This is a genomic window from Vreelandella sulfidaeris Esulfide1 (assembly GCF_054072535.1).
In genome coordinates this window covers 1,616,435-1,642,590 of the sequence record NZ_CM133364.1, presented here as the reverse complement: position 1 = coordinate 1,642,590, position 26,156 = coordinate 1,616,435, and the positions used below count along the sequence as shown (strand labels likewise).

Here is a 26,156-nt window from a genome sequence, read left to right as displayed (position 1 = left end):
GCGGCTTAGAGCATACCTTCCGGCGGATGCACGCAGGGTAGCTTGTCGTTGATATAGCGCTCGATTTCCGGCAGCGAGAAGGCATCTTCTTCGCCAACGAAGCTAATCGAAACGCCTTTGGCCCCGGCACGACCGGTACGGCCAATACGGTGCACGTAGTCTTCAGGGTCTTCGGGCAGGGTGTAGTTGATGACGTGGCTGACGTCTTCAATATGAATACCACGGCCAGCAACATCTGTGGCGACCAATACCTGGATTTCGCCTTCGCGGAAGCTTTCGAGTGTCTTGATGCGCTGGTTCTGAGGCACATCGCCCGACAGCATCGCCACACTAACACCGGCTTTCTTGAGCACGTCGTCTAGCTTGCGCACCAAATCACGGCGGTTACCGAATACCATCACGCGCTCAAAGCTCTCTTGCTGGAGTAAATTAACCAACAAGCGCTGTTTATCGTCATCGGACACCATGTAGACACGCTGATCGATATCGGCCTGATTCTCGACGGTCACTTCGATCTCAACGTGGGCAGGATCCTGCGTCCACTGACTGGCAAGATTCAAGATATCGTCAGTAAAGGTGGCCGAGAAAAGGAAGGTTTGACGCTCCTCTTTCTTCGGCGTGTAGCGAATGATCCGTTTCACATCGGGGATAAAGCCCATCGACAACATGCGGTCGGCTTCATCTAACACCAATACTTCGACTTCATTGAGGTCGATATCGCGCTTCTGATGGAAATCCAACAGGCGCCCAGGTGTTGCCACCAGGATATCGATCTTGCTACCCAGGCTTTCACGCTGCTTCTGGTAGTCCATACCGCCGACTACGCTTGCCACATTAAGCTGGGTAAAGCGTGCTAGTGCTTTAGCATCTTTTTCGATCTGCAGCGCCAGCTCACGGGTGGGCGCAATGATCAAGGCGCGCGGCGCACCCGGTTTTTGACCGTTAGGTGTTGGCTCCTCCAGGAAGTAGGCCATCACGGAAATCAAAAAGGCTGCGGTTTTACCGGTTCCCGTTTGCGCTTTGCCGACAATGTCGCCACCTAACAGCGTTTGGCGCAAGGCCTCGGCTTGAATAGGCGTGCAGTACTCAAACCCTTGGGCATGAATAGCTCGCATTAAGGGCAGCGGCAGATCAAAGTCATGAAAGCGCCACTTGCCGGCCACGGCGGGCACCTGAAACTGACGAAGATCCCAGTTCGACTGGCGACGACGCGGTTTACGACGGCGGCGTTTTGGCTTGCGGTTCTGGGCCGGGGCTGTGGTCTGTTCCGACTCGCTCATAGGCTGTCTATCTGTCCATTGCTGTGGAAGTTGGCTTCTTGACGTGCGCATTGTAACAGGGCTTGGCGATAAGAGCGCGTCCTGCTGTCGAAGGAGTCCCAAGGCCTGTTAGAATAGCCGTTAAATCGACGTAAGGAGCGCGACATGACGCGTAAGAAAAAAACCCGTTCACTGGCCGACAAGGTGACTATACGTACCGGTCGGCGCAAGGATTACAAAAAATGGCGTCACGACAATCCTGACCAAGTTGCCCCTTCACGCCGCTTTGTGGCCAAAAAACAACAGCAGCGCAAGCTTCAGGCGGTGAGAAAACTCGCTCGCCAGCAGAGCGGACAGGATATTGCTATACACCCTGACAAATCGAGCAGCGATGCTAGCAAACCTAAGGGGGACGACTCGTAATGCGTTTGGTTTCTTTCAATATCAATGGCATCCGAGCCCGCCTTCACCAGCTACAGGCGTTGATCGATACCCAGCAACCTGACGTGATTGGCTTGCAGGAAACCAAGGTGCAGGATAGCGAGTTTCCCATTGCCGATGTTGAAGCCATGGGTTATCACGTTTTTTATCACGGACAAAAAGGCCATTATGGCGTTGCTTTACTTTGCCGTCAGGCTCCTCAAGAAGTGTTTTATGGCTTCGCCGACGATGAAGAAGATGCTCAACGCCGCATGATTGGCGTACGCCTACTGGCGGAAGATGGCGAAGCCGTTACCGTTTGGAATGGCTATTTTCCGCAAGGGGAAAACGTTACCCACCCCACTAAATTTCCCAATAAAGAGCGCTTTTACGGCCAGCTAGCGCGACTGCTTAACGAACAGCACCGCCCTGATGAGAGACTAGCCGTCATGGGTGATTTTAATATCTCGCCGGAAGATCAGGACATTGGCATCGGCGAAGCCAACCGCAAGCGCTGGCTGCGCGAGGGCAAAACCAGCTTTCAACCCATCGAGCGGGAATGGCTCAATGGGATTAAAGCGTGGGGGCTAACCGATAGCTACCGACTCTGCTATCCGCACGACAATGATCGTTTTAGCTGGTTTGATTACCGCTCCAAAGGGTTTAATCAAAAGCCCAAGCGCGGCCTACGCATTGACTATATTTTAGTCACCCAGGCACTTGCCAAACACATCAGCGGTGCTGGCATCGATTACGAACTGCGCGGCATGGAACGACCTTCTGATCATGCGCCCACCTGGAGCGACTTTGCGCTAACGCTTAAATCTTAGTCTGCAGCACCAGAGATGCTTAACGCTTAGTCAAAGTGGGCTAACCACTGCTCCGCCTCATCGTCTCCCAGCGCCGAGGCGCGAGCAAAAGCTTGTTTCGCCTGCCCTTCGTCACCCCAGGCGTACGCAAGCTGGCCATAAGCTCGCCAGTCGGCGGCTGCCTGGGTGTGCAACGCTAAGGCTTGCCAAGCACTTAAGGCCTTCTCAACATCCTTAGCCTGCCGCCAAGCGCTGGCAAGCAAACGCAGGTTGGTCTCATCGCGGACAATATCACCTTCACTCAATGCCTGCTCTAGATGCTCTGCCGCCCGTGCGGGCGTTCCGCCTGCCAAATGAAGTTGAATCAACAACCAGAAATCTTCCTGCTCGGATAATTTGCCTAATTGCCACGCTGTTTCCCACAAGCCGGCAGCCACGCCCGACTGACCTGCCTGCTGGGCAAGCCCGGCGGCTTGGCGCCAATCGGCGGCACTGCTTTGCGCATTTAAACCATCCAGCAGCCAGCTCAATGCCTGTTCGCTTTGCCCAGCATTGCGGTAAATCGCCAGCGTTAACGCCTGTTGCGCGTCGCTTGGTTCTGGTGTCTGGCTAAGCGCCTGTTCAAGCCATTCGGCGGCTTCCTCCCAGCGCTCTTGTTGCGCCAGCAGGCGGGTTAGTTGCCAGGTAGTATCAATATCTTGCTGACTGGTTAACCACTCAGTGAGGAGCTCAATGGCTTGGTCACGCTGATCAGCCGCGCGGCGCAGCGAAGCCTCTTCCCGTAGCCAACGGGCTGCCTGGTCGTCATCAACACCATTTAAACCACGCGCAATCGCCAGCCGATCTGCTGCTGCCGCAGGCTGATCCTGGCGCGCCAAGGCGCCTGCCGCCAGCTGTTGATAGAGCGCACTCGCCCATTGATCCGATTGGTTGCCGGATGCCAACCGCTCAGCCTGGGCGGTGGCCCGTTCAATAACTTGAGCCAGCGCGCCCTCTTGTAACTGGCTCTGCAGTGCGTTGAGGTCGGCAATCACGTCGCCTTGCAGTGCTGGGCTGGCTGACGCCGAAAACGACCAGATACTGAGTAACAAACACATTAAAGAACGCTTCATACGGCTACCTCAACTGAAACTCGATCCGCTGGGTGGCATTGCGTAACCGATCGCTGGGTTCGAACTGCCACTGAGCAATCGCATCCCTCGCAGCATCGTCAAATACACGGCGCGGCTGGGCATTGGTAATGCGTATCGAAGAGGCATCGACACTACCATCACGGCGAATCATAAAGGCGACCTCTACAAAGCCTTCCATACCCCGCCGCTGCGCGCGCGGCGGATAGCTTGGGTTGACCCGGCTAGTCGGGGTAGCTTGGCCAACGCTCACCGGCTCGTTAGAGGGAGCGGGCTCCGCAGCTGGAGCTGCCTCGCGCTCAGCAGGTTCACTCTGCTCAGCAGTTGTAGCGGCGGGCGCTGGCTCAGCAGGCGCTTCTTGCGGAGCTGGCTCCGGCGTGGGTTCTGGAGCAGGCTCAGGCTCAGGCTCGGGTTCCGGCTCAGGTTCTACTTCGGTGAGCTCAGGGAGCTCACTGTCCATTTCAACCGGTTCAACGGGCTCATCCGGAAGCTCTACCTCGGGCAGACTAATCGTGATTTCCACTACCGGGGGCGGCTCAGGAGCAGGCATAGGCGGCGGTGCTTGTTGCGGCGCCGTTTCAACAGGCTGAGGCGTAGGCGCCTCCTGTTCCGGAGCCACCTCCGGCGCATCGACCATTGTCATCGCCATGCTCATGGTCAGCTCTTCGGGCTCCCGTTCAGGGGGTGCTACAAGTTGCGCAAGCAACCAGAACAAGCCTACTGCCAGCACGACGCCGCCCAATAACGACAGCAGGTGACGCATCATGACCCACTCCGACTCGCTGCCACCGCCACTTGATCAACGCCCGCCTCACGTAGGCGATCCATCACCTCAATCAGTAGCCCTGTCGTGGACTCGCGATCAGCCTGGATCACCACTGAACCATCTTCACTCAGCATATTGGCAACCTGTTGTCCGACCCGATGGACATCCACCGGGCTGCCATCTACCCACACCGCGCCATCAGGAGACACTGCCACCAGTACCTGGGCGTCTGGGCGAGGCGTGGCGGCATTAGACTCAGGTCGATCGATTTCGACGCCACTTTCTTTGACAAAGCTAGTGGTTACGATAAAGAAAATCAGCATGATAAACACTACGTCGAGCATGGGAGTCAAATTGACCTCATTGCCCTCAGCAGCCGCTTCTATGGAACGACGTCTACGCATCATTGTCCTCCAGTGCCCGCGCCAAGCGATCATGCAGCCGCTGGTCTTCACGACGAATGACATGTTCTAAACGACTAATAAATAAAAGCCCAACCACAGCAATGGCCATACCGGTTAGCGTCGGCAGCGTCGCCCGCGCGACACCGTCTGCCATGGCGCGTGCTTGATGAGTCTCACTGAGCGAAAGACTATCGAATACGCTGATCATGCCCGTCACCGTGCCTAATAAGCCTAGCAAGGGGCAAAGCGCGACCAACAGCTTCAGCCATGGCAGCGGTTTGCGTAGCCTGGCCACTAACGCGTCCGCCCATACATGACGTAGTGTACGGGCGCTCCAGCTCGTATGATCGCTGCGCGCCGCCCAGCGGCGTAACAGCTGTCGTCGCGCCAGTCGCCAGGTAATCCGGTAATACCACCAGCGCTCCATGGCCATGGCAAACACGAGCACCGCCACGACTGCCAACACGACCAACACGGCACCGCCTGCCTCAACCAAGCGCTCAACGGGCTCGAGCCAAAGTGGAAAAGCGAACATTTCAGTTCACCGCCGACGTATAAGCGGGCGAGTGAGACTCTAGATGGTCCGCCAATGTCGCACTCGCCTGCCCTTCGATGACATGGGTTAAATAGCGACTACGACCCGACAGCGCTGTTTGCACAAACAGCAAGGGGACTGCAGTAATCAGGCCCAGCACGGTGGTCACCAACGCTTGGCTGATACCGCCGGCCATGGTTTGCGGATCCCCCGTACCGAAGACAGTAATTGCCTGAAAAGTCACGATCATGCCGGTCACCGTCCCCAGCAAGCCGAGCAGCGGCGCAATCGCCGCCAGTAGCTTGACCATGGGTTGGCTGCGTTCGAGCTTAGGCAGCTCAGCCAGCACCGCCTCATCCAGGCGCGCTTCTAGCGCTTCCGGGGTCTGATGCTTGTCCATGCCCTCAAAACGCAGCAATACACGTCCCAGGGGGTTGTTAGCTTTTAATTGGTTGAGCGACTGACGCTGCCGGTTAACACGCAGACTGACGACGACTAAATAGAGGTACTGCCCTAACCCTATGAGCAAACCTAAAATGCCTAATGCAACGACCACGTAGCCGACGTAACCACCCTGCTGGAAACGCTCCCACAGACTAGGCTGCTGGGCCAAGGCCTCCAAAACGCTGCCCTGGGTAGGGTCCACCGCAAACACGTTGCTTTCGCCGTGGTAATAATCCGCTAGTAACGCGCCTATATCATTGGGTGTGCGGGGTAACACGACCAGATTACCGTCGTTTTCACCGCGCTCTAAAAGCTCGTTCTCGGTAAAGGCCGCGAAATCGCCCAACCGTACTAGCTCGCGAGTGGCCACCTCCCCATTAGCGTCAGCGACCGGCATTGAAAGCCGCTCAGCACGACCGGTGCGCGCAGTCAGCGTCGCTAAGCCGTCAACTACATTTTCCAACTGATGGCGCTCAAGCACCTCGACTTCATCCAAGCGCGGCGGCAGTGAGCCCTCTTCGAGGGTAAGCAAGCTCTCTTCACCCAGCGCATTGCGTATTTCAGAACTATGCCGGGCAAGATTAGATAGTAGACCTGCCAGCGCCTCGCCCTGCTCCGCTTGGCGCTCACTTAATTGGCTAGCTTGATCTGTTTGCTCTGCCTGCTGGGCCTCAAGGGCGTCATGCTGTTGTTGGGCACTCTCGTAGTCGTTTCGAGCCTGCTCCAAGGCAGTCTCTAGTGCTTGCTGGTCATCTAGAAAACTCATTAAACGCTGCTGGTCGCGCGCTTGTGCAGCTTCGCGTGCTTCACGTAAAGAAGTCGTACTATCATTTTGCGCGGTGGCTAACCCACTGAACACCATCAGCGCCATCAGCATGCCGACCGTAACCAGGCGATGCAGCGCTAAACGAATACGCCTCATGGCTGCTCTCCCTGCTGATCATTCGCGCTAACCGAGAGCGGTAACGTTAATAGCTCTGGCGCACGTTGATCTTCTGCCATGCGCAACCCACTGCGCACTTCACGCAGATACTCGTCATTGAGCGGTTGCCACTCACCACTCTCGGCATTCCATACACCACCCTCGCGGCCATCGGGAGTAAGGTAATAAAAACCGACACGCCCGATGCGTAAAAAATCCACCTCCCGTTCACGGTTCTCTTGGCGTAAACGGCCTCGCCAGCTATCCATCTCTCGGCCATAGTCGAGCTCTACGCGCCACGCTTCGAGCAGACCATTAATACGCTCAATGGTGTTTTCACCCTGTTCGCCTGGCTGACGTTCGACACGCGCCAACCGCTCATCGCGAAGGAAGGGCAAGTCACCCTCAATCCAGTTGCTAAGCTGCTCGGCCATATTTTGTTCAATCACGGGCAATGCTGCACGGGTCTCTTCCAGCGTATCCAGCGCCGTCGCCAGCCGCTGCTGGCGCTCGGCCTCTTCCGCTAAACTTCCAGCCAATGAAGCATTGTCAGCCTCTAACCGGCGAGTCTCACGTTCCAGACGACGCAGCTCTTCCAACTGCTCGCGGGTCTGTTCATCGGCGGCATCAATCTGCTCCTGGAGCGCTGCCTGGGTTTGCTGGGCTTCTACACTTTCGGCCGCTTGAGCCACTGCTTGTTCACTTGCCAACAGCGTGCCACTGGCCAGCACTCCCGCTAGCCACCATCCACGCAAGGCAAAGAAAGGCCTGTTCAGCACGTCGACTCTCCGTCACTGAGTAGCGGGCGGCGGGCACCGCCCCACTAGAAACTAATTGGGTATTAGAACGATTTGCGTTTATCTTTTACGCTGACTAGCCTACCACTAATATAATAAATGACAATATTTATCATTAACCAAACACAGCTGTTACTGACCTCTGAAGCATAAAAAAAAGGCGCCTATAGGCGCCTCTTATCACAATGAGCAATTTAATGATTTACTGCTATGTACTCTTTGGTCAGCGGCGCCAGCGGCAGTTGCCAAGCCTCTTCGCGGGTGACCCATATTGCTTCGGCGATCTCCGCTGCTGCCTTAACAGACACGTCAATAACAAGGCCAAACAGATCCGCCTCTAGCGTCACGCCGGGCTCGTTAGCAGCGGGAGCAGAATGCATGCCCAACGGGATCAGTTGATCTTCGCTAACATGCAAACCAAGCTCTTCTTGCAGCTCACGACACACTGCCTCTAACGCGGTTTCACCTTCATCGATCTTGCCGCCCGGCTGCATATAAAAAGACGTGTTGTGCTTGCGCACTAATAGCAAACGACCGTCAGGGTCGCTCACTACCGCTGCGGCAATTTTCAATACGTTAGCTGCATTTCCTGGCATACCTCCTCCTTTTTACACTCTGCGCCACAGCTCATGGCAATATTAAAACGCCCAGTCGTCATCTTCTGTGGCGACGGCTTTGCCGATCACGTAGGAGGAACCGGAGCCCGAGAAGAAGTCGTGATTCTCGTCGGCATTGGGTGAAAGCGCCGCCATGATAGTCGGATCCACATCGGTAACGCTGCTGGGAAATAGTGGCTCGTAGCCAAGGTTCATCAGTGCTTTATTGGCGTTGTAGTGAAGGAATTTCTTCACGTCTTCACTTAGGCCAACTTCGTCATACAGCGACTCGGTGTAGCGCACTTCGTTGTCGTAAAGCTCCAGCAGCAGCTCGTAGGCGTAATCTTTGACTTCCTGCTGCCGCTCTGGCGTCGCTTCCGCCAGTGCCTGTTGGAACTTGTAGCCAATATAGTAGCCGTGCACAGCTTCGTCACGAATGATCAAGCGGATCAGGTCGGCGGTGTTAGTCAACTTGGCATGGCTTGACCAGTACATCGGCAGGTAGAAGCCGGAATAGAACAGAAACGACTCAAGAAAAACGCTGGCCACTTTGCGCATCAGCGGATCATCAGAGCGGTAGCGCTCTAAGATCAGCTGCGATTTTGCCTGCAGCGTAGGGTTCTCTTCGCTCCAGCGAAATGCGTCGTCTACATCACGCGTGGTGCAGAGCGTCGAGAAAATCGAGCTATAGGAGCGCGCATGCACCGACTCCATAAAAGCGATATTGGTGTAAACCGCCTCTTCGTGAGGAGTGCGGGCATCTTCCATTAACACCGGCGCGCCCACGCTGCTTTGAATGGTGTCCAGCAGTGTCAGGCCAGTAAACACGCGGATCGTCAGCTGTTTTTCCTGCTGCGTCAGGGTGTTCCATGACTGAATATCATTCGATAGCGGCACCTTTTCAGGCAGCCAGAAATTACTGGTTAAGCGGTTCCACACTTCCAGGTCTTTATCATCCTGAAGCCGGTTCCAGTTAATCGCGTCAACCCGCGATAAACGTTGCATGGTGTTCATGGCATTGCTCTCAAAACGTAGCGTTCAATGCCCGGCTCTTAACGCCGGGCTTTCAATAACAGACACAAGGTGCTAGCTGACTACAGCGTGCACGACACACAGCCTTCCACTTCGGTGCCTTCCAAGGCACTTTGGCGAAGGCGAATGTAGTAAAGCGTTTTAATACCTTTACGCCAGGCGTAAATCTGCGCTTTGTTGATGTCCCGCGTACTGGCCGTGTCAGGGAAGAACAGCGTTAGCGACAGCCCCTGGTCAACGTGCTGCGACGCTTCGGCGTAGGTATCGATGATCTTTTCCGGACCAATTTCATAAGCGTCCTGGAAATAGTCGAAATTGGCTTCATTAAGAAAAGGCGCCGGGTAATAAACACGCCCCAACTTGCCCTCTTTACGAATCTCGATTCTCGCCGCCACCGGGTGAATACTGGAGGTGGAGTTATTGATGTAGGAGATTGACCCCGTGGGCGGTACGGCCTGAAGGTTACGGTTGTATAAACCATGGGCCATGACCGACGCTTTCAACTCCTGCCAATCTTCCTGAGTCGGCAACGCAATACCGCTACGCTCGAACAGTTCACGCACTTTATCGGTGCGCGGCAGCCACGCTTGATCCGTGTATTTATCGAAGAACGTTCCCGAGGCGTAGGTAGAGTCCGCAAAGCCTGAAAAGGTATCGTTGTTTTCGATTGCCAGGCGATTAGAGGCACGCAGTGCATAAAACGCCACACAGTAGAAGTAGAGATTGGTGAAATCCAACCCCTCATCAGAGCCATAGTAGATATGCTCCCGTGCCAAATAGCCGTGCAGGTTCATCTGGCCCAAGCCAATGGCCCGCGACTTTGCATTACCTTCTGCGATCGAGGGTACGCTGCGCAGGTTGCTCATTTCAGACACGGCGGTGAGGCCGCGAATGGCAATATCCACGCTGGTGCCGATATCGCCTGAGTCCATCACCTTGGCGATATTCATGGAACCCAGGTTGCAGGATATATCCTGACCCACCTGACGGTAGCCCAGATCATCGTCATATTCTGTGGGCGTATTCACCTGCAGGATTTCCGAACACAGGTTACTCATATTGATGCGGCCAGCAATCGGGTTGGCACGATTTACCGTATCTTCGAACATGATGTAAGGATAGCCCGACTCAAACTGCAGCTCAGCCAGCGTTTGGAAGAAAGCCCGGGCGTTGATCTTATGCTTGCGAATACGCGCATCCGCGACCATTTCCTGGTATTTCTCGGTAACGCTGATATCGCCAAATGGGACGCCGTAAACACGCTCCACATCGTAGGGCGAGAACAGGTACATATCGTCGTTACGCTTGGCGAGTTCAAAGGTGATATCCGGAATCGTCACGCCCAGCGACAGCGTTTTGATGCGGATTTTCTCGTCGGCGTTTTCTCGCTTGGTGTCCAAAAAGCGCAGAATATCCGGGTGGTGAGCGTTCAGATATACCGCTCCCGCCCCCTGACGAGCCCCTAATTGATTCGCATAGGAAAACGCGTCTTCCAGCAGCTTCATGATCGGGATAATGCCCGATGACTGGTTCTCAATTCGCTTGATGGGCGCGCCGGACTCACGAATATTAGTGAGCAGGAAGGCGACACCGCCGCCCCGTTTGGAGAGCTGAAGCGCCGAATTAATGGAGCGACCAATCGACTCCATGTTGTCTTCGATACGCAGCAAAAAGCATGACACCAGTTCACCGCGCTGCTGCTTACCGCAATTCAGGAACGTGGGAGTCGCGGGCTGAAAACGGCCGCTAATGATTTCGTCCACCAGCGATTTGGCCAAGGCTTCGTCACCCCGTGCCAGGGTCAGCGCCACCATGCAAACTCGGTCTTCATAACGCTCTAGATAGCGTTTGCCGTCGAACGTCTTCAGCGTATAGCTGGTGTAGTACTTAAAGGCACCCAAAAAACTGGGGAAGCGAAATTTATACGCATACGCCTGCTCAAATAACGCCTTCACAAATTCAAAGCTGTATTGAGCAAGCATTTCCGCTTCGTAGTACTGCTCTTCCACCAAGTAATCGAGTTTTTCCTTCAACGAGTGGAAGAACACCGTATTTTGGTTCACGTGTTGCAAAAAGTACTGACGTGCCGCTTCGCGATCTTTATCCAGCTGCAGTTCGCCGTTGGCACCATACAGGTTAAGCATGGCATTGAGGGCGTGGTAATCCAGTGTACGCGTCTCGCCTGCTGCTGGTCTTTTTGATCCTACCACGCTGTTGGCGGCGTCATTTTTCGTGGCTACGTTAGTCGTTTCCAAAACTCTTCTACTCCTTTACGGACGTTGGCCACATCATCGTCGGTGCCAAACAGTTCGAATCGATACAGCAGCGGCACGTGGCACTTTTTCGCAATAATATCGCCAGCAAGACCGTATGCGTCGCCAAAATTAGTGTTTCCAGCAGCAATCACCCCCCGCAGGAGGCCCCGATTCTGCGGGTCATTAAGAAAATGAATAACCTGTTTGGGTACCGCACCCTGTGTCTCGCCCCCGCCATAAGTGGGGGTAATTAAAATATATGGCTGCGTTATCTGTGGTGCCGACTCGCCTTGCTTGAGGGGTAACCGCGTTGCTGCAAAACCAAGCTTTTCTACAAAACGATGGGTGTTGCCTGACTTCGTGGAGAAGTACACCAAACTGCCGGCGACAGGTGTTGAACAACTTGCCAGCATGGTAATCGCTTACGCGAGGGCTTGAATGCGATCGGGGCGGAAACCCGACCAGTGATCTTCACCCACGACCACGACAGGAAGCTGGCGATAGCCTAGCGCTTCGACTTCTTCTTGAGCACCGGACTCAGCGGTAATATCAATCACGGTGTACTCAAGGCCCTGCTTGTCCAGCGCGCGGTAAGTCGCAGTGCATTGAACACAGGCTGGCTTGCTATAAATTTGAATTTCCATGGTGATTTCCCTTTTCAAAGCGGCGTTTTTCGGGTAGAGCACATCTAGTGCCCGCACCCTTTAGAAGACACAACGCATACTATATATAGCCCATAAGAAAATCAATTCAAGCATATGTGGTATTTTTCATCCACAGGATATTGACAGCTATTACCCAGCAATATCCCAACCAATAAAAAAACCGCCCACTAAAAAGTGGGCGGTTTTTTGACAGTGCCGTGAACGGGCACTGCTAGCGGATCATCGCTATATTAGCTAATGGCAGCTTGGTAACGACGCTCTACGTCTTCCCAATTAACCACATTAAAGAACGCTGCAATATAGTCAGGACGCTTGTTTTGATACTTCAGGTAGTAGGCATGTTCCCAAACATCCAGACCGAGAAGCGGCTGGTTGCCGTGCATCAGCGGGCTGTCTTGGTTAAGCGTATTTTCGACGACCAGCTTCTTCTCAGGGGTGACGGAGAGCCACGCCCAGCCGCTGCCGAAACGACCCACAGCTGCTTTTTTAAATTCTTCTTGGAAAGCTTCAAAGCCACCCAGTTCTGAATCGATAGCTTTTGCAACATCACCTTGGGGCTTGCCACCACCATTGGGTGACATCATCTGCCAGAACATAGAATGGTTAGCATGCCCACCACCGTTATTGATAACGGCTTGACGCTTGGCTTCTGGAACACGATCCAGATTAGAGACCAACTCTTCAACCGGTACATCTTCAAGGCCTGTACCTTCCAGCGCGGCGTTCAGGTTGTTGATGTAGGTTTGGTGGTGACGAGAGTGGTGAATCTCCATCGTCATTGCATCGATATTTGGTTCGAGAGCGTCGTATGCGTACGGCAGTTCGGGTAGTGTATGTGCCATATCATCATCTCCTTGAGTGGCTTTCGTTGCTTTCACTTACTTATGTGCGGTCAATCCGCAGCTTTTCAACCTCTGGGGCAGTTTTTCTTACCCTTTGCCCCAGTACTTTAGTCAACTATTGGCAGTTTACCTAATACACCTGACACAAAAAAGCCGACTTCAGGCGAAGTCGGCTTAATGCTTATCGATTGCTCAAACACTTACAGCTTGCTTTCAAGCTCCGGCAAGATCTCGAACAAATCCCCCACCAGGCCGTAATCGGCCACCTGGAAGATCGGCGCTTCGTCGTCTTTGTTGATCGCGACGATCACCTTGGAGTCTTTCATCCCCGCCAGGTGCTGAATCGCCCCGCTGATGCCTACCGCAATGTACAGGTCGGGTGCAACGATCTTACCGGTCTGGCCGACCTGCATGTCGTTGGGCACAAAGCCTGCGTCGACCGCCGCGCGGGAAGCACCGATGGCGGCGCCCAGCTTGTCGGCAATGCCGTCGAGTAGTTTGAAGTTGTCGCCGTTGCCCATGCCGCGGCCACCGGAGATCACCACCTTGGCACCGCCAAGTTCCGGACGGTCGCTCTGGGCCAGCTCTTCTTTCACAAAGCGGGACTGGCTATTGTCAGCGACGAAATCCACCGCTTCAATCGTAGCGCTACCACTGGTACCCACCGCATCGAAGCCGGTGGTCCGCACGGTGATCACTTTCAGCGTGTCGTCGCTTTTCACCGTGGCAATGGCGTTGCCGGCGTAGATCGGGCGCAGGAAGGTATCGGCACTTTCGACGCCCAGCACGTCCGACAGTTGGCTGACGTCTTTCAACGCGGCGAGGCGCGGCAGGACGTTTTTGCCGGTGGTGGAGGCGCTGGCCAGCACGTGGGTATAGCCATCGGCCAGTTCGACCAGCAGCGCGCCCATGGGCTCAGCCAGTTGATGAGCGTAAACGGCGTTATCGGCAACGCGTACTTTGTTGACGCCGTCGAGTTTTGCGGCGGCGTCTGCCGCTGCCTGGACGCCTTCGCCGGCGACCAGAATATCAATTTCACCACCGATGGCCTGAGCGGCGGCGACCACGTGGGCGGTGGCGCCGGCCAGTTGGCCTTCATAGAGGTCGGCAAGTACCAGAATGCTCATGAGATCAGCTCCTATTAAAGCACCTTGGCTTCGTTTTTCAGTTTGTCGATCAGCTCGTCTACCGAGGCCACTTTGATACCGCCTTTACGCTCGGCGGGCGATTCCACCTTGAGCAACGTGACCTTGGACGCTACCTCGACGCCGTAATCGGCGGGGGTTTTAACATCCAGCGGCTTTTTCTTGGCCTTCATAATGTCCGGCAGCTTGGCGTAGCGCGGCTCGTTCAGGCGTAGGTCGGTGGTGACAATCGCGGGCAGCGTGAGTGCCACGGTTTGCAGGCCGCCGTCGATTTCACGGGTGACGTTAAGCTTTTTATCACTTCCGTCACCGCTAATTTCCACTTCCGAGGCGAAGGTGCCCTGGGGCAGGTTGGTCAACGCGGCGAGCATCTGGCCCGTTTGGTTGTTGTCGGTGTCGATCGCCTGTTTACCCAGGATCACCAGGCCGGGCTGCTCTTCTTCGACAACCTTGGCCAACAGCTTGGCGACCGCCAGCGATTCGGCGCGCTCGTCGGTTTCGATATGGATCGCGCGGTCGGCGCCCAGCGCCAGCGCGGTACGCAGCTGCTCTTGGGCGGCTTTGGGCCCGACCGTGACGGCGACCACTTCCGTGGCGGTGCCCTTCTCTTTGAGGCGCACCGCTTCTTCCACGGCAATTTCGCAGAAGGGGTTCATGGCCATTTTGACATTGGTCAGATCGACGTCCGAGTGGTCCGCTTTAACACGGATTTTGACGTTGTAGTCGATGACGCGTTTTACCGCGACGAGTACTTTCATAGGTTCCTCGCTTGGCTTGTAGTAAAAGCCGTTAACCTGAGACGGCACCCGCCCAGCGGATACCTCTTATTGGACAGTTGCCATTAAAGAGCGACTGAATACTTTGTTAGCGAAAACGTTTTTAACACATGCGGTGCCAACAATGGCGGCACATTCAAATTCATTCAAGCGTTTGATAGGTACGCAATTGAAAAACCCTATTAATTTGCCATAGCCTGTCTGCTAGCAACAATAGTTGATAACTACAGCCTTGGTCGTAGCACTGAACAGCGATGGGCGAAATTTACCGCCGAGAAATGCTGCTTTCACCATCGTAGGCGTGACCTGACACAGGTATTATGCCTATTATGGGGTATAACCAGAAGCAAACGACCGTTTTAAATTAAGGCCATCTGTTTATAAGCTAGTACTTACAACAGTTAGTGCTTACAACAAAGCCATAGGCTAGCGTTTGCACACAATGGCACTTAGAGAGTAAGGAGAAACCGGGTGGAAACTGTTGAACGCGATGTAATGGACTTTGATGTTGTCATTGTCGGTGCGGGCCCATCCGGGCTTTCCGCCGCATGCCGCCTGATGCAGCAAGCCAACGAGGCGGAGCAAGAATTAACCGTTTGCGTCGTTGAGAAAGGCTCAGAAGTCGGCGCGCACATTTTATCAGGTGCGGTATTCGAACCCCGCGCTCTGGCAGAGCTATTCCCTGACTGGGAAGATCGCGGCGCACCGCTTAATACGCCCGCCATTCGCGACGATGTTTACCTGCTAAAAGACGCCCAGAAGGCGCAAAAGCTGCCCAACGCGTTGGTACCCAAAAGCATGCACAACACCGGCGGCGACATGACCCGCTACGTGATCAGCGCAGGCAATCTATGCCGCTGGCTGGCCGAGCAGGCAGAAGAGCTGGGCGTTGAAATCTTCCCCGGCTTTGCCGCTCAGGAAGTGATTATAGAAGATAACGTGGTACGCGGCATCCAGATCGGCGATATGGGCGTTGCCGCTGATGGCACCCCCAAAGATGGCTATATGCCGGGTATGGAGCTGCGCGCCAAGTATACCCTGTTTGCCGAAGGCGCCCGGGGGCACTTGGGTAAGCGCCTGATAGAGCACTTTTCCCTTGATGCCGGACGCGACCCGCAGCACTACGGCATTGGCCTGAAAGAGCTTTGGGATGTGCCGGCCGACAGGCACGAACCGGGGCTGGTGGTTCATGGTTCAGGATGGCCGCTGGATAAAAACACCGCTGGCGGGTGGTTTTTATATCACGCTGAGAATCAGCAGGTGGTGGTTGGCTTGATCATGGATCTCTCCTACCAGAACCCGTGGCTCTCACCCTTTGATGAATTCCAGCGCATGAAACATCATCCGGCGCTCAGCCAATATCTGGAGGGCGGTAAGCGGGTGGCTTACGGCGCACGTGCGCTGACCAAAGGCGGCTTTAATTGCCTACCCAAAATGACCTTTGACGGCGGCCTGCTGATCGGCTGCGATGCCGGCACGCTCAACTTTTCCAAGATTAAAGGCCTGCACACTGCCATGAAGTCTGGCTTGGTGGCGGCGGAAAGCGTATTTGAAGCGCTCAAGGCGGGCGACGAGGGTGGCCAGGAACTCACAAGCTTTACCCAGAAGTGGGAAGCCAGCTGGGCCTATCAAGAACTTAAAGAGAGCGCAAGCTTCGGCCCCGCCATGCATAAGTACGGCACGATGGGCGGCGGCGCCTACAACTTTGTCAATCAGTTGCTGGGCAACAAGCTACCCAATGTGCACGACACCAACACTGATCATGGTGTGCTGAAACCGGCGTCTGAGTTTGAAAAGATTACTTACCCCAAGCCCGACGGCAAGCTCTCTTTCGACAAACCCTCTTCGGTATTTCTCTCCAATACCAACCACGAAGAGGATCAGCCGTGTCACCTACGCTTGGACGATCCGGAAATACCTATCCAGCACAATTTGCCCGAGTACGCCGAGCCGGCCCAGCGCTACTGCCCAGCCGGTGTCTACGAAGTAGTCGAAGATAGCGAAGGGCAGCCTCGCTTCCAGATCAACTTCCAGAACTGCGTACACTGCAAAACCTGCGATATCAAAGATCCGGCGCAAAATATTACCTGGGTAGCACCAGAAGGCGGCGGCGGGCCTAATTACCCCAATATGTAAGAAGCAGCATTAACGTTACGGCTAAAAGAGAGCAACCGTTCTGACTAGCCGTAACGTTCTCCCTCTTTAACGCCCATCTCATACGCTAAGAATGTAGCGCGCTTTGTGAGCCTTCTAACAATTCAATAGGGGCACGACGGGCAATAAGCCGCCTGCGACCAGCCTGGTCAAAGCGCACATCAATCACCGGATCGCTTGCATTTCCCTCTACCGCAGCCACTTCACCCTCACCAAACACTGCATGATGTAGCCGCTGACCAGGGTAAAAAGTTGTGTTGGCTGAATAAACCACTTTGGCCTCTTCAACTTGCGCCGCTGCAAGCACAATATCATCACGTCCAAGCCGATCTAAATAGCGTTTTACCAGCTCAACCGAGGTAACCTTTAACGAAGCCGTTGGCACGCTGGAACTCGCTAAACAAGCGGCGACACGCATGCTGTCTTGCCAGGCGCTCTCAGCAATAAAGCGACTAGGACGGTGCACGCCCCCATCATGGAGCACTAATAGCTGCTCTTGAGCACGCGTTATGGCTACGTAAAAAAGCCGCCGCTCCTCTTCCAAGCGCTCATCGCTAAGCGGATTATCGCGGCTATAGTGAGGGAAATCCTCTTCATTGACGCCTGCAACGGCTACCAATGGCCACTCAAGCCCTTTGGCACCGTGCACCGTACTAATGAGTATGCCACCGGCCTGATTCTCTACCGGACGCTCAAGTAATTCGATAAAGGCGTCGGGGTCGTGCACGCTTTGCGCTTGTTCAATTAGCACGTCAAGTAAACGAACGTCCTCTTCGCCTTTGTCGCGGCGCGCGGCTGCGCGTTTGAGCGTTTTCTCCGCCTCGATGCTTTCCACCACATGCCTTAATAGCTTGGCAGGTGGCCATGCACTCAATTGGGGCAACTCGCATAGCAATACCCAACGTTTTTTTAGCGTACGTCGCTGGATTGGCTTTAATTCCGTCAAGACTGGATCATGCCGCTCAGGCCATTGCTGGGTAGCCGCTAGTTGGTGGGCTAAACGCTGTAGCCGTTCACGAGCAACGAAGGGGGTCGGCTGAGAAAGCAGCAATAAGAGTTGCTGCGGATCGCGAAGCAGGCCAGGACGGCGCGACATTTTCAAATACCCTGCCAGAGCCTGTACTAACGGCAGCCGAAATACAAAACGATCCTCTCGCTGAAGCCGAAAAGGGATGCCCGCCTGCAATAACGCCAGTTGAAAAGGCACCGACAGCGCCCAGCTACGCACTAGCAAACTGGCCTCGTTAAAAGCCCGTCCTTGGGCCTGCCAATCGATCAATGCATCGAGTAACAAGCGGCTACCCTGCCCCACTGAGACGCGTGTCTCTGGATTATTGGCTGCCGCGAGACATAGCTGGTTGGGGCGACGCTGATTGGCGGCAATGGCATGATTAGCAGCAAGCGCCAAAGCGTGACCATGACGAAAAGTCGTTGATAGCGGATAGTCGGTAGCGTCACCAAAAGTGGCGATAAAGTTTTCCAGCATGGTATCGGGCTTAGCGCCACGCCACTCATAAATACACTGGTTGGCATCGCCGACAGCCATTACCTCGGCACGATTACCTACCAACACGGATAAAAGGCGCTGCTGAGCGGCGTTAATATCCTGGTATTCATCAATAATGACATGATCCAGAAAGCCTTCAACGCGAGCCCGTAGGGCGCTATCAGCTTCTAGTACCTGAAGAGGACGATAGAGTAAGTCAGCATAAGTCATCATCCCTTCCGCCTCTAATAGCCGTTCCGCCTCGGCAAAGGCCGCCGGGAAATAGTCGGTATCCGGGTCGAAATTGAGTCGCTCGTAAAGTGCTTCCGGAGTGATCATCTCCGCCTTCACCAAGCCGCAGAAGTGCGCTAAGGCTTCAAGCCTTTCCCCCTCCACGGCAGCGTCACGACGCTCAACAGCATCACGCAGCACATTGAGACTCGCCTGGCGAAGCAGTCGCTCCAACTGCCAATCTGCGGATAATAATCGGCGCGGCGCGAGCGCCCCCCAGCGGCAAAAGCTCTGGGTTAAGCGATGTCCCAGCGAGTGAAAAGTGCGTACATCGGGCAGCGCCTGTCCGGTAGACGCCATAGACGCCAAGCGACGTTGAAAGTCATCTTTGGCCGAGCGGTTAAACATCAGCACCAAAATACGCTTTGGCGGCACATCGCAGGCCAACAGGTGCAGCACCCGAGCGGCCATAGTGGTGGTTTTACCTGCTCCCGCTACCGCCGCCACACGCGCATGGCCGTCTGCGTGATTCACAACGGCTTGCTGTTCAGCAGTCAGCTTCACGGCGCCTCGCCTAAAGATTCATCATCAAGTTGGCCTAGCGCAAACCACTGCCCGGCACTCATCAGCCCAACTTCAGTCACACCGTTGTCTACCTCACGGGTTTCTGCAGCCTCGACCAGCTGATAATAAACATTACGATGCAGACGTGCAGCCAGCCCGAAACGCAACGGCAATTGCGGCACCGCTTCACCTTGTGGCGTTAAGGTGATAGAAAGTGGATGCTCGCCATCCAGGCGAATGACATCATCAAACTGCGTGGTGAACCACCAGGCCCCATCACGAAAGTCAGCCTCTACTGCGACTAGCGGCAGATCTTCAACCTCTATCCGCCAGCGCTCTACTGGCGTCACTAAGCAGTAACCATCTTCGTCATGACGCAGCAGAGACGCCAATAAGCGCGCCACCTTAGGACGGGCAAATGGCCGGCCTTCGTGCCACCAGCTACCATCGGCGTGAATTCGTAGGTTCATATCGCCAGAAAGAGGAGGTTGCCACTGATCAAGTGGAGGGATAGCGCCTGCAAGTCCTTTCTCTTCGTCGCGTTGCTGCAGCAATCTATCAATATTCATCTCGCCCACCTCGCTTGAGCGTATTCAACGCACATCAGGCTATAAAAGCCCTGACTGTACCAATGCCTCTTTAACATGTTCCGGAGCATCAGGAGCGGCGGCACGAAAGAGCTGATAAAAGTTGACGGTCGTTTGCATGGCAACTTCGTCAACACTGATCCCCCGCTCTTGAGCGATGCACTCTGCCACTTCCACTACCCAAGCAGGCTCGTTTGGCTTGCCGCGATAAGGAACAGGGGCAAGATAAGGACTATCGGTCTCAATCAGCAGGCGATCCAGCGGCAGTTGGCGGGCTAGCTCTCGCAACGGAGCGGCGTTGCGAAAAGTGATAATACCCGATAGCGAAATATAAAAGCCCAGCCGCACTGCTTCCCGGGCCATCGCCAAGTCTTCAGTAAAGCAGTGTAATACACCGCCCACTCGAGGGTCGCTATATTCACGCAACAGGGCCAGCGTTTCTTCTTTAGCCTCCCGGGTATGAACAATCACCGGCAGTTCCAATTCACGTGCAGCGATCAGATGGCGCTTGAAACGCTCATGCTGCAATTCTACCGGCACGCTGTCCCGGTAGTGGTAGTCCAGACCAGTTTCGCCGATGGCTACCGCGCCATACTGTTCGGCAGCCTCTTTTATATCCGCAACGCTGGGCTCGCTCCCGCTGCCATGTTTCTCAGTACTATTTTTTCCAGCGCTATGTAAGGGATGTAAGCCAGCAGAGATCACCACATCGTGATGCGCACGAGCGATGGCCGCCAGTTGCGGCATATCATCCAAGGTGACGGCTACAGCAAGAAACTGACTAACGTGGGCAGCGCGCGCAGCGTCTAGGGTGGCGGCGATATCCCCGCCGTGAGTCTGCTCGGATAAACGATCTAAATGACAGTGTGAATCGACAAACATGCAGGTCTCGACAACAGATAGGTCACCAACGCAATGGGCATTGACTGCAAAGCGTAAGCGACGGTTTTATTCAAAGCGTGAACGACGGGGCTGCTTTATCTAATTGTCCGGCAAGCAGCGTTTCGATACGATCACGTACAGGATAATCTTGTTGGCTAAAATGTAGGCCAATGCCTGGCATACGGCGACCACTAACACCCTCGGGTGAGACCCATACCACCTGCCCGGTGATCGAGAGGCGTTCACTTTCACCCGGTAGTGTCAGCAATAAGAATACTTGCTGGCCAAGCGCGTAAGGGGTCTGCGTGGGAACAAAAATCCCCCCGCGATCCAGAAATGGCATATACGCTGAGAGCAGTGTCGGCACATCGGGAACGGTAAGAGAGAGCGCTTTTTGAGCTGCCATGACGACCTCGCTGCATTGCCGTAAGTAAGCGCGTTAAGATAAGAACGCAATGGAAAATACTGTCGCAGCTATGAACGCAACAGCGCCGCCCAGCGAACCAACCATGCTTCAAGCACTAACTGGGGATTGGGGTTAGCCCCCACCGCCAGCAGACGCCGCTGTTCACGAGCATAGTCGAGCAGGCGAAACCAATCTTGCACCCGGCCATTTTTAACCGCCTGACGATAGAGCGGTTCTAGATCAGGATTATGCAACACCGCTGCTTCACCGGATAAACCCAGGCGGATAAGGTCTTCCAGCCAAGCGATACCGTACCACAAGATGGCATCAATCGCTTGGCGGTCCAGGCGCGCTGCTTCAGAGACAGGCTCGGCACCGCGCACCAGTTGCTCGAAACTGTCATGAATTTGATGGCGTAATGCGCGCTCTTCAGGCGCAGCCAACTCTACCGCGAGCAATGGCAAACCGCCCGCCACCTGCCACCAGAAATAGGCTTCATCGGCGCTGTTAAGCTGTTCAATTAACCAACCTCGGCAAGCCTCAAAGGGAACACTAGGCAAGGACCACTGCTGACAGCGGGAGCGGATCGTCGGCAACATCCGCGAAGGTACGTCCGAGAGCAGGATAAAGAGTGTTTTATCACCGGGCTCTTCAAGGCTTTTAAGTAGCGCATTGGCGGCGGCGATGTTCATTGCCTCGGCAGGTGAGATTACAATCACCCGATAACCACCCTGTTGAGCGGTTTGCGAGACAAATCGGTTAACCTCGCGAATGGGGTCAATGCGAATCTGGCGCTTGCCTTCTTCCGGAGAGACACGCAGCAAATCCGGATGATAACCCGACCCTAGCATAGTGCAGCTATGGCAGTGACCACAGGCTTTATCAGCGGGTTTGGCACATAGCATTCGCGCAATTAACGCCTCTGCCAACTGCTGTTTACCAACGCCGTGCGCACCGTGAATCAATAGCGCATGGGGCATGCGTCCCCCATCGGCCAAGCGGGTTAACTGATGCCAAGTGGCGAGATGCCACGGCATTACATCGGTTAACGCCATGCTGTTACTCGTGCCGTTAGTGCTTGGCTAATTTGCTCCTGGACCTTTTCAAGCGCGCACTGGGCGTCAATCACCGCAAAACGCTCGGGCGCTTCTGTAGCACGCGCCAAGTAGGCTTCACGCACAGCCTGGAAAAAATCGGCCTGCTCCTGTTCAAAGCGATCACGCTGCTCATGGCGATCACGAAGGCGCGACTCTAAGCGCTGCTTGGCGGCCTCTTGGGGCATATCAAGCAATAAGGTGAGATCAGGCGAAAGCCCCTGCTGAACGAATTTTTCCAACACAGCAATCCGTTCACTGGCAATACCTCGCCCGCCGCCCTGATAGGCGAAGGTAGCGTCGGTAAAGCGATCACACACCACCCATGCCCCTCTTGCCAGGGCGGGCAGGATTTTTTCGGCTAAATGCTGTGCGCGGGCGGCAAACATGAGTAGAAGCTCTGCGTCCACATGCAGCGGCTCTTGGGGAGCGGGATCCAGCAGCAACGCACGAATAGCTTCGCCACGCTCAGTCCCACCCGGTTCTCGTGTGAGCACGACGTCCAGCCCCTGGGCTTCCAACCATTCGGCGACAAAGCTCACATTAGTGGATTTTCCCACTCCCTCGCCGCCTTCCAGCGTAATGAAGCGACCACGCTGATTCATCATGCTTCCTTACTATGGTGATAACTGGGCTGATAACTAAGGTGATGACTGTGATGATGGGTCATGGCTATTACCGGTTGCGAATATAGCGATTGACGGCATTATTATGCTCCCGCAACGTGCGCGAGAAGTGATGCGTGCCATCGCCACGGGAGACAAAATAAAGCGTTTCGCCGGGGAGCGGGTTTACCGCCGCTTCTAGCGAAGCGCGCCCCGGCAGAGCAATCGGCGTGGGCGGAATCCCATCAATCACGTAGGTATTGTAAGGTGTGGCTTCGCGCAGATCGGCACGGGTAATGCGCCCTTCATAGCGCTCGCCCATACCATAAATAATCGTCGGGTCTGTTTGTAAGCGCATCCCTTGCTCCATGCGGCGCTTAAACACCCCGGCAATCTCGCGCCGCTCCTCCGGCGCACCGGTTTCGCGTTCAATCAAAGAAGCCATGATCAACGCCTCATAGGGCGAATCAATGGTTAGGTCGTCGGCGCGCTGTTCCCACACTTCATCGACCATCCGCTCCATTCGCTCAAGCGACTGACGCAGAATATCGACATCGCTCATCCCCAGGTGGTAACGATAGGTATCCGGGAAAAACCAGCCTTCCGGAAAAGTGCCTTCTCGGTCGAGTAGCGCCATCACCTCTTCGTCGCTCAAATCAGCCGTGCGGTGCTCAAGTTTCGGCGCCGCATTAAGCAAGTCGCGCATCTGGCGAAAAGTCCACCCCTCCGGAATCGTCAGTGGGTAAGTGACCACGTTATTACTGCCCAACAGCGCCATCATTTCCAGTCCGCTCATATCCGGCAGTAGTTGATATTCGCCAGTACGCAGACGCGGCACCCGCTCAGGCTCAACCCGCGCTAATAGGCGAAACGCCCAGGCATCTTCCAGTATGCCCTGAGCTTCTAACTCCGCCACCACTTGATTGAACCCTGCGCCAGAAGGCACTTGGTAAAGCGTTGGCTCTTCAAGTGTAAGCGGCGATTCTAATCGGTTCTGCCAATAGAAGTAACCGCCCGCAGCACCTACAGCACCCACTATTACTAAAACCAATAAAGCGGTTAATAACCGTTTCACCATGACACCTCTAGAAAATTGCGCGGCGATAACTCAAAGAACAACGACGTTTAGGCATAGCCTAACAGCTGATGCGCCAAGCGCTGGATTGGGTCAGGCTCGTTCACCGGCCAGCGCTTTAGCAACGAGCCATCCGCTGCAAGCAGCGTAGTGACTGGCCATACGCCCTGGACAGAGTTTGCTACCCATAGCCGTTCGACATCTGGGAATTGATCAAGCGGCAGTGAAGCCTGGGCGACGGCACCTTTATCAATCAATCCAGCGCGCAGCGTGCCAGCCACGCCGCACTGGTCAAGCCTAGGCGTAAACACCTCTCTCGCTTGCTGCCAAAAAATATTCATACTGGTGGCTTCCACAACCAAGCCTTCGCTATCGGTGAGCACGCCTTCGGCAATAGTGGCATCGCTCCACTCTTGACGGGCCAGTACGTTTTCTAACCGATTAAGGTGCTTGACCCCCGCCAACCGTGGTTGGCGGCTAAGACGTAAGTTACAAAGCCGCACCGTTACACCCTGTTGCCAGCGCTGCACCGATGGTTGAAACGGCGCCCGACGACTGAGTAAACGCGGCGTTACCGGCTCTGGCTGAGCGTAGCCACGCCCGCCGCTGCCCCGAGTCAGTATCAACTTGAGTACTTCCAACTCTGCGCTGGGTTTACCCTGCCATGTCGCGTTCAGTGCCGACTGGCAAGGTAACGGTATACCGAGGCATTGACAGCCTTTCGCCAAACGCTCTACGTGATAGCGCCACAGTACTGGCACGCCTGCGCGCAACAGTACTGTTTCAAAGAGACCATCCCCGTAGGCTAGCCCGCGATCATCAAACGGTACTTGGTGATCGCTCGATAAAGGGGGTGGCAACATCGCCAACTACACTTTCTTAAACAGCAGCGAGCCGTTGGTACCACCAAAGCCAAAGGAGTTGGAAAGCGCTATATCAATACGCATATCCCGCGCGGTATGCGGTACATAGTCCAGGTTACAGCCTGCCTGTGGGTTATCCAGGTTGATAGTCGGCGGTGCAATCTGATCACGAATAGCCAGGATACTAAACACCGCTTCTACCGCGCCAGCAGCGCCTAGTAAGTGGCCGATCATCGATTTCGTTGAGCTCACTGCCACTTTATTGGCTGCATCACCCAGTACGTTCTCGATAGCACGACTTTCTGCCAGATCGCCTGCCGCGGTTGAAGTGCCGTGGGCATTGATGTAGTGAACCTCTGACACATCAACTTGGGCATCTTTTATCGCGTTGCGCATGGAGAGCGCTGCCCCACGCCCATCTTCTGGCGGCGATGTCATGTGATAAGCATCATCGCTCATGCCAAACCCAACCAGCTCAGCGTAGATGTTAGCCCCGCGCGCCTTGGCATGCTCGTACTCTTCAAGCACCAATACGCCAGCGCCATCGGACAACACAAAACCATCGCGGTCTGTGTCCCAAGGACGGCTTGCCGCTTCTGGGTTATCGTTACGCGTAGAGAGTGCGCGAGCAGCAGAAAAACCGCCTAGGCCTAACGGTGTAGTGGCCATCTCAGCACCACCACAAACCATGACGTCCGCATCACCGTAGGCAATGGTGCGTGCGCTATAACCAATATTGTGAGTACCTGTCGTACAGGCGGTGGTGATAGCGATATTGGGGCCCCTAAAGCCGTGCTGAATCGCCATATTCCCTGAGATCATATTAATAATTGAGCCGGGCACAAAGAATGGCGACACCTTTCGCGCACCGCCTTTATTGAGCGCGTTATGGTTATGCTCAATCATGGGAAGGCCACCAATGCCTGAGCCGATAGCCACACCGATGCGATCTGCATTCTCTTCAGTACATTCGATACCGGAATCTTCAACCGCTTGGGCGCCCGCCGCCATTCCGTACTGAATAAACAGATCCATCTTGCGAGCATCTTTAGGATTCAGATATGGGCTGATATCAAAGTTCTTAATCGCCCCACCAAAGCGGGTGTTAAAGCCGCTGGTGTCAAAGTGATCAATAGGTGTAATACCGCTTTTGCCAGCAACAATATTTGCCCACGACTCATCTACATTATTGCCCACTGGGGTCACCAGGCCTAACCCAGTTACCACTACCCTTTTCCGTGCCATCAGCTTTCCTCCAGGCATCCATGGTGACGCGACCCACTTGGGTCATTTGCTGCTTAAATTTGGTCAACAGTATAACGGAGATTGAACGTTATAAGCATTGTGGCAGCAAAGCAAAAAAGCCGCCCTGCGAAAGGACGGCTCTTAAGGCGGGTGACTAGACTAGCACC

Annotated in this window: 27 protein-coding genes; 3 read left to right on the top strand and 24 right to left on the bottom strand. The window is 54.9% G+C overall.

Annotated features, from left to right (window positions below; translation table 11 throughout):
* Positions 1-5 precede the first annotated feature (5 nt).
* Entirely contained in the window at positions 6-1,280 is a 1,275-nt protein-coding gene (gene rhlB / locus ACW44H_RS07565) for an ATP-dependent RNA helicase RhlB (RefSeq protein ID WP_457508154.1), read from the bottom strand.
* 144 nt (positions 1,281-1,424) lie between these two features.
* Between rhlB and ACW44H_RS07560 the strand changes: the two genes are divergently transcribed.
* Both ACW44H_RS07560 and xthA read left to right on the top strand, forming a co-directional pair.
* Positions 1,425-1,682, top strand: coding sequence for a hypothetical protein (locus tag ACW44H_RS07560; RefSeq protein ID WP_022523848.1), 258 nt, complete (start codon positions 1,425-1,427; stop codon positions 1,680-1,682).
* Complete coding sequence (gene xthA, locus ACW44H_RS07555) at positions 1,682-2,509, top strand: exodeoxyribonuclease III (RefSeq protein WP_457508152.1); 828 nt, start codon at positions 1,682-1,684, stop codon at positions 2,507-2,509. Before ACW44H_RS07560 ends, xthA begins: the two co-directional genes overlap by 1 nt.
* 26 nt (positions 2,510-2,535) lie before the next feature.
* On the opposite strand, the gene ACW44H_RS07550 is transcribed toward xthA, so the two are convergent.
* From ACW44H_RS07550 to ACW44H_RS07485, 14 genes are all read right to left on the bottom strand, one after another.
* Entirely contained in the window at positions 2,536-3,600 is a 1,065-nt protein-coding gene (locus ACW44H_RS07550) for a tetratricopeptide repeat protein (RefSeq protein ID WP_457508150.1), read from the bottom strand.
* Between the two features lie 4 nt (positions 3,601-3,604).
* A complete protein-coding gene (locus ACW44H_RS07545) occupies positions 3,605-4,384 on the bottom strand; it encodes a TonB family protein (protein WP_457508148.1) in 780 nt (259 codons plus the stop codon).
* Positions 4,381-4,788 (bottom strand): ExbD/TolR family protein, encoded by a 408-nt coding sequence (locus ACW44H_RS07540; RefSeq protein WP_457508146.1) that lies wholly within the window; start codon positions 4,786-4,788, stop codon positions 4,381-4,383. The genes ACW44H_RS07545 and ACW44H_RS07540 overlap by 4 nt, the downstream gene beginning before the upstream one ends.
* Positions 4,781-5,323, bottom strand: a complete 543-nt coding sequence (locus ACW44H_RS07535) for a MotA/TolQ/ExbB proton channel family protein (RefSeq protein WP_457508144.1) — start codon at positions 5,321-5,323, stop codon at positions 4,781-4,783. The genes ACW44H_RS07540 and ACW44H_RS07535 overlap by 8 nt, the downstream gene beginning before the upstream one ends.
* Position 5,324: 1 nt before the next feature.
* On the bottom strand, positions 5,325-6,689 hold the full coding sequence (locus tag ACW44H_RS07530) for a MotA/TolQ/ExbB proton channel family protein (RefSeq protein WP_457508142.1): 1,365 nt from the start codon (positions 6,687-6,689) through the stop codon (positions 5,325-5,327).
* Positions 6,686-7,468 carry a DUF3450 domain-containing protein gene (locus tag ACW44H_RS07525; RefSeq protein ID WP_457508140.1) on the bottom strand — a complete coding sequence of 261 codons (783 nt, stop codon included), beginning with the start codon at positions 7,466-7,468 and terminating at the stop codon, positions 6,686-6,688. Before ACW44H_RS07525 ends, ACW44H_RS07530 begins: the two co-directional genes overlap by 4 nt.
* Before the next feature lie 212 nt (positions 7,469-7,680).
* The gene (locus ACW44H_RS07520; protein ID WP_457508138.1) at positions 7,681-8,082 is read right to left on the bottom strand and encodes an NUDIX hydrolase; all 402 of its coding nucleotides are present in this window, start codon (positions 8,080-8,082) and stop codon (positions 7,681-7,683) included.
* A gap of 42 nt (positions 8,083-8,124) precedes the next feature.
* Positions 8,125-9,096 carry a class 1b ribonucleoside-diphosphate reductase subunit beta gene (nrdF, locus tag ACW44H_RS07515; RefSeq protein ID WP_335597034.1) on the bottom strand — a complete coding sequence of 324 codons (972 nt, stop codon included), beginning with the start codon at positions 9,094-9,096 and terminating at the stop codon, positions 8,125-8,127.
* An 80-nt stretch (positions 9,097-9,176) separates the two neighbouring features.
* On the bottom strand, positions 9,177-11,369 hold the full coding sequence (gene nrdE, locus ACW44H_RS07510; RefSeq protein WP_457508136.1) for a class 1b ribonucleoside-diphosphate reductase subunit alpha: 2,193 nt from the start codon (positions 11,367-11,369) through the stop codon (positions 9,177-9,179).
* Positions 11,351-11,782 (bottom strand): class Ib ribonucleoside-diphosphate reductase assembly flavoprotein NrdI, encoded by a 432-nt coding sequence (nrdI, locus tag ACW44H_RS07505; protein ID WP_113268112.1) that lies wholly within the window; start codon positions 11,780-11,782, stop codon positions 11,351-11,353. The genes nrdE and nrdI overlap by 19 nt, the downstream gene beginning before the upstream one ends.
* Before the next feature lie 9 nt (positions 11,783-11,791).
* Complete coding sequence (gene nrdH, locus ACW44H_RS07500; protein WP_035578578.1) at positions 11,792-12,013, bottom strand: glutaredoxin-like protein NrdH; 222 nt, start codon at positions 12,011-12,013, stop codon at positions 11,792-11,794.
* A 251-nt stretch (positions 12,014-12,264) separates the two neighbouring features.
* A complete protein-coding gene (locus tag ACW44H_RS07495) occupies positions 12,265-12,876 on the bottom strand; it encodes a superoxide dismutase (RefSeq protein ID WP_113268113.1) in 612 nt (203 codons plus the stop codon).
* A 200-nt stretch (positions 12,877-13,076) separates the two neighbouring features.
* Positions 13,077-14,003 (bottom strand): electron transfer flavoprotein subunit alpha/FixB family protein, encoded by a 927-nt coding sequence (locus ACW44H_RS07490; protein ID WP_457508133.1) that lies wholly within the window; start codon positions 14,001-14,003, stop codon positions 13,077-13,079.
* A 14-nt stretch (positions 14,004-14,017) separates the two neighbouring features.
* Positions 14,018-14,779 carry an electron transfer flavoprotein subunit beta/FixA family protein gene (locus tag ACW44H_RS07485; protein ID WP_113268115.1) on the bottom strand — a complete coding sequence of 254 codons (762 nt, stop codon included), beginning with the start codon at positions 14,777-14,779 and terminating at the stop codon, positions 14,018-14,020.
* A gap of 489 nt (positions 14,780-15,268) precedes the next feature.
* Here ACW44H_RS07485 and ACW44H_RS07480 point away from each other — a divergent pair, with 489 nt between their 5' ends.
* Entirely contained in the window at positions 15,269-16,933 is a 1,665-nt protein-coding gene (locus tag ACW44H_RS07480; RefSeq protein WP_457508131.1) for an electron transfer flavoprotein-ubiquinone oxidoreductase, read from the top strand.
* Positions 16,934-17,018: 85 nt separating this feature from the next.
* On the opposite strand, the gene ACW44H_RS07475 is transcribed toward ACW44H_RS07480, so the two are convergent.
* The 9 genes from ACW44H_RS07475 to fabF form a co-directional block, all read right to left on the bottom strand.
* A complete protein-coding gene (locus ACW44H_RS07475) occupies positions 17,019-19,232 on the bottom strand; it encodes an ATP-dependent helicase (RefSeq protein ID WP_457508129.1) in 2,214 nt (737 codons plus the stop codon).
* The gene (locus ACW44H_RS07470) at positions 19,229-19,801 is read right to left on the bottom strand and encodes a DUF1285 domain-containing protein (RefSeq protein ID WP_457508127.1); all 573 of its coding nucleotides are present in this window, start codon (positions 19,799-19,801) and stop codon (positions 19,229-19,231) included. The genes ACW44H_RS07475 and ACW44H_RS07470 overlap by 4 nt, the downstream gene beginning before the upstream one ends.
* Positions 19,802-19,840: 39 nt before the next feature.
* On the bottom strand, positions 19,841-20,701 hold the full coding sequence (locus ACW44H_RS07465; protein WP_457508125.1) for a TatD family hydrolase: 861 nt from the start codon (positions 20,699-20,701) through the stop codon (positions 19,841-19,843).
* 70 nt (positions 20,702-20,771) lie between these two features.
* Positions 20,772-21,107: a PilZ domain-containing protein gene (locus tag ACW44H_RS07460; RefSeq protein WP_113268120.1), complete on the bottom strand. Its 336-nt coding sequence runs from the start codon at positions 21,105-21,107 to the stop codon at positions 20,772-20,774.
* A 68-nt stretch (positions 21,108-21,175) separates the two neighbouring features.
* The gene (locus ACW44H_RS07455; RefSeq protein WP_457508123.1) at positions 21,176-22,162 is read right to left on the bottom strand and encodes a DNA polymerase III subunit delta'; all 987 of its coding nucleotides are present in this window, start codon (positions 22,160-22,162) and stop codon (positions 21,176-21,178) included.
* A complete protein-coding gene (gene tmk, locus ACW44H_RS07450; RefSeq protein WP_457508121.1) occupies positions 22,153-22,806 on the bottom strand; it encodes a dTMP kinase in 654 nt (217 codons plus the stop codon). Before tmk ends, ACW44H_RS07455 begins: the two co-directional genes overlap by 10 nt.
* 70 nt (positions 22,807-22,876) lie before the next feature.
* Positions 22,877-23,884, bottom strand: a complete 1,008-nt coding sequence (gene mltG / locus ACW44H_RS07445) for an endolytic transglycosylase MltG (RefSeq protein ID WP_113268123.1) — start codon at positions 23,882-23,884, stop codon at positions 22,877-22,879.
* A gap of 47 nt (positions 23,885-23,931) precedes the next feature.
* Positions 23,932-24,744, bottom strand: a complete 813-nt coding sequence (pabC, locus tag ACW44H_RS07440; RefSeq protein ID WP_457508119.1) for an aminodeoxychorismate lyase — start codon at positions 24,742-24,744, stop codon at positions 23,932-23,934.
* A 6-nt stretch (positions 24,745-24,750) separates the two neighbouring features.
* Positions 24,751-25,989, bottom strand: a complete 1,239-nt coding sequence (gene fabF / locus ACW44H_RS07435) for a beta-ketoacyl-ACP synthase II (protein WP_457508117.1) — start codon at positions 25,987-25,989, stop codon at positions 24,751-24,753.
* Between the last annotated feature and the right edge of the window lie 167 nt (positions 25,990-26,156).

What these genes read in the sequence shown, in the direction of transcription:
- ACW44H_RS07465 (WP_457508125.1), bottom strand. Translation starts at nt 20,701, where the DNA reads ATGTTTGTCGATTCACACTGTCATTTAGATCGTTTATCCGAGCAGACT.
- nrdI (WP_113268112.1), bottom strand. Translation starts at nt 11,782, where the DNA reads ATGCTGGCAAGTTGTTCAACACCTGTCGCCGGCAGTTTGGTGTACTTC.
- ACW44H_RS07520 (WP_457508138.1), bottom strand. Translation starts at nt 8,082, where the DNA reads ATGCCAGGAAATGCAGCTAACGTATTGAAAATTGCCGCAGCGGTAGTG.
- ACW44H_RS07545 (WP_457508148.1), bottom strand. Translation starts at nt 4,384, where the DNA reads ATGATGCGTCACCTGCTGTCGTTATTGGGCGGCGTCGTGCTGGCAGTA.
- ACW44H_RS07495 (WP_113268113.1), bottom strand. Translation starts at nt 12,876, where the DNA reads ATGGCACATACACTACCCGAACTGCCGTACGCATACGACGCTCTCGAA.
- ACW44H_RS07455 (WP_457508123.1), bottom strand. Translation starts at nt 22,162, where the DNA reads ATGGCGTTAACCGATGTAATGCCGTGGCATCTCGCCACTTGGCATCAG.
- ACW44H_RS07485 (WP_113268115.1), bottom strand. Translation starts at nt 14,779, where the DNA reads ATGAAAGTACTCGTCGCGGTAAAACGCGTCATCGACTACAACGTCAAA.
- nrdH (WP_035578578.1), bottom strand. Translation starts at nt 12,013, where the DNA reads ATGGAAATTCAAATTTATAGCAAGCCAGCCTGTGTTCAATGCACTGCG.
- ACW44H_RS07535 (WP_457508144.1), bottom strand. Translation starts at nt 5,323, where the DNA reads ATGTTCGCTTTTCCACTTTGGCTCGAGCCCGTTGAGCGCTTGGTTGAG.
- mltG (WP_113268123.1), bottom strand. Translation starts at nt 23,884, where the DNA reads ATGGTGAAACGGTTATTAACCGCTTTATTGGTTTTAGTAATAGTGGGT.
- nrdF (WP_335597034.1), bottom strand. Translation starts at nt 9,096, where the DNA reads ATGAACACCATGCAACGTTTATCGCGGGTTGACGCGATTAACTGGAAC.
- ACW44H_RS07470 (WP_457508127.1), bottom strand. Translation starts at nt 19,801, where the DNA reads ATGAATATTGATAGATTGCTGCAGCAACGCGACGAAGAGAAAGGACTT.
- ACW44H_RS07560 (WP_022523848.1), top strand. Translation starts at nt 1,425, where the DNA reads ATGACGCGTAAGAAAAAAACCCGTTCACTGGCCGACAAGGTGACTATA.
- ACW44H_RS07530 (WP_457508142.1), bottom strand. Translation starts at nt 6,689, where the DNA reads ATGAGGCGTATTCGTTTAGCGCTGCATCGCCTGGTTACGGTCGGCATG.
- rhlB (WP_457508154.1), bottom strand. Translation starts at nt 1,280, where the DNA reads ATGAGCGAGTCGGAACAGACCACAGCCCCGGCCCAGAACCGCAAGCCA.
- tmk (WP_457508121.1), bottom strand. Translation starts at nt 22,806, where the DNA reads ATGAATCAGCGTGGTCGCTTCATTACGCTGGAAGGCGGCGAGGGAGTG.
- ACW44H_RS07550 (WP_457508150.1), bottom strand. Translation starts at nt 3,600, where the DNA reads ATGAAGCGTTCTTTAATGTGTTTGTTACTCAGTATCTGGTCGTTTTCG.
- ACW44H_RS07490 (WP_457508133.1), bottom strand. Translation starts at nt 14,003, where the DNA reads ATGAGCATTCTGGTACTTGCCGACCTCTATGAAGGCCAACTGGCCGGC.
- fabF (WP_457508117.1), bottom strand. Translation starts at nt 25,989, where the DNA reads ATGGCACGGAAAAGGGTAGTGGTAACTGGGTTAGGCCTGGTGACCCCA.
- xthA (WP_457508152.1), top strand. Translation starts at nt 1,682, where the DNA reads ATGCGTTTGGTTTCTTTCAATATCAATGGCATCCGAGCCCGCCTTCAC.
- ACW44H_RS07460 (WP_113268120.1), bottom strand. Translation starts at nt 21,107, where the DNA reads ATGGCAGCTCAAAAAGCGCTCTCTCTTACCGTTCCCGATGTGCCGACA.
- ACW44H_RS07540 (WP_457508146.1), bottom strand. Translation starts at nt 4,788, where the DNA reads ATGCGTAGACGTCGTTCCATAGAAGCGGCTGCTGAGGGCAATGAGGTC.
- pabC (WP_457508119.1), bottom strand. Translation starts at nt 24,744, where the DNA reads ATGTTGCCACCCCCTTTATCGAGCGATCACCAAGTACCGTTTGATGAT.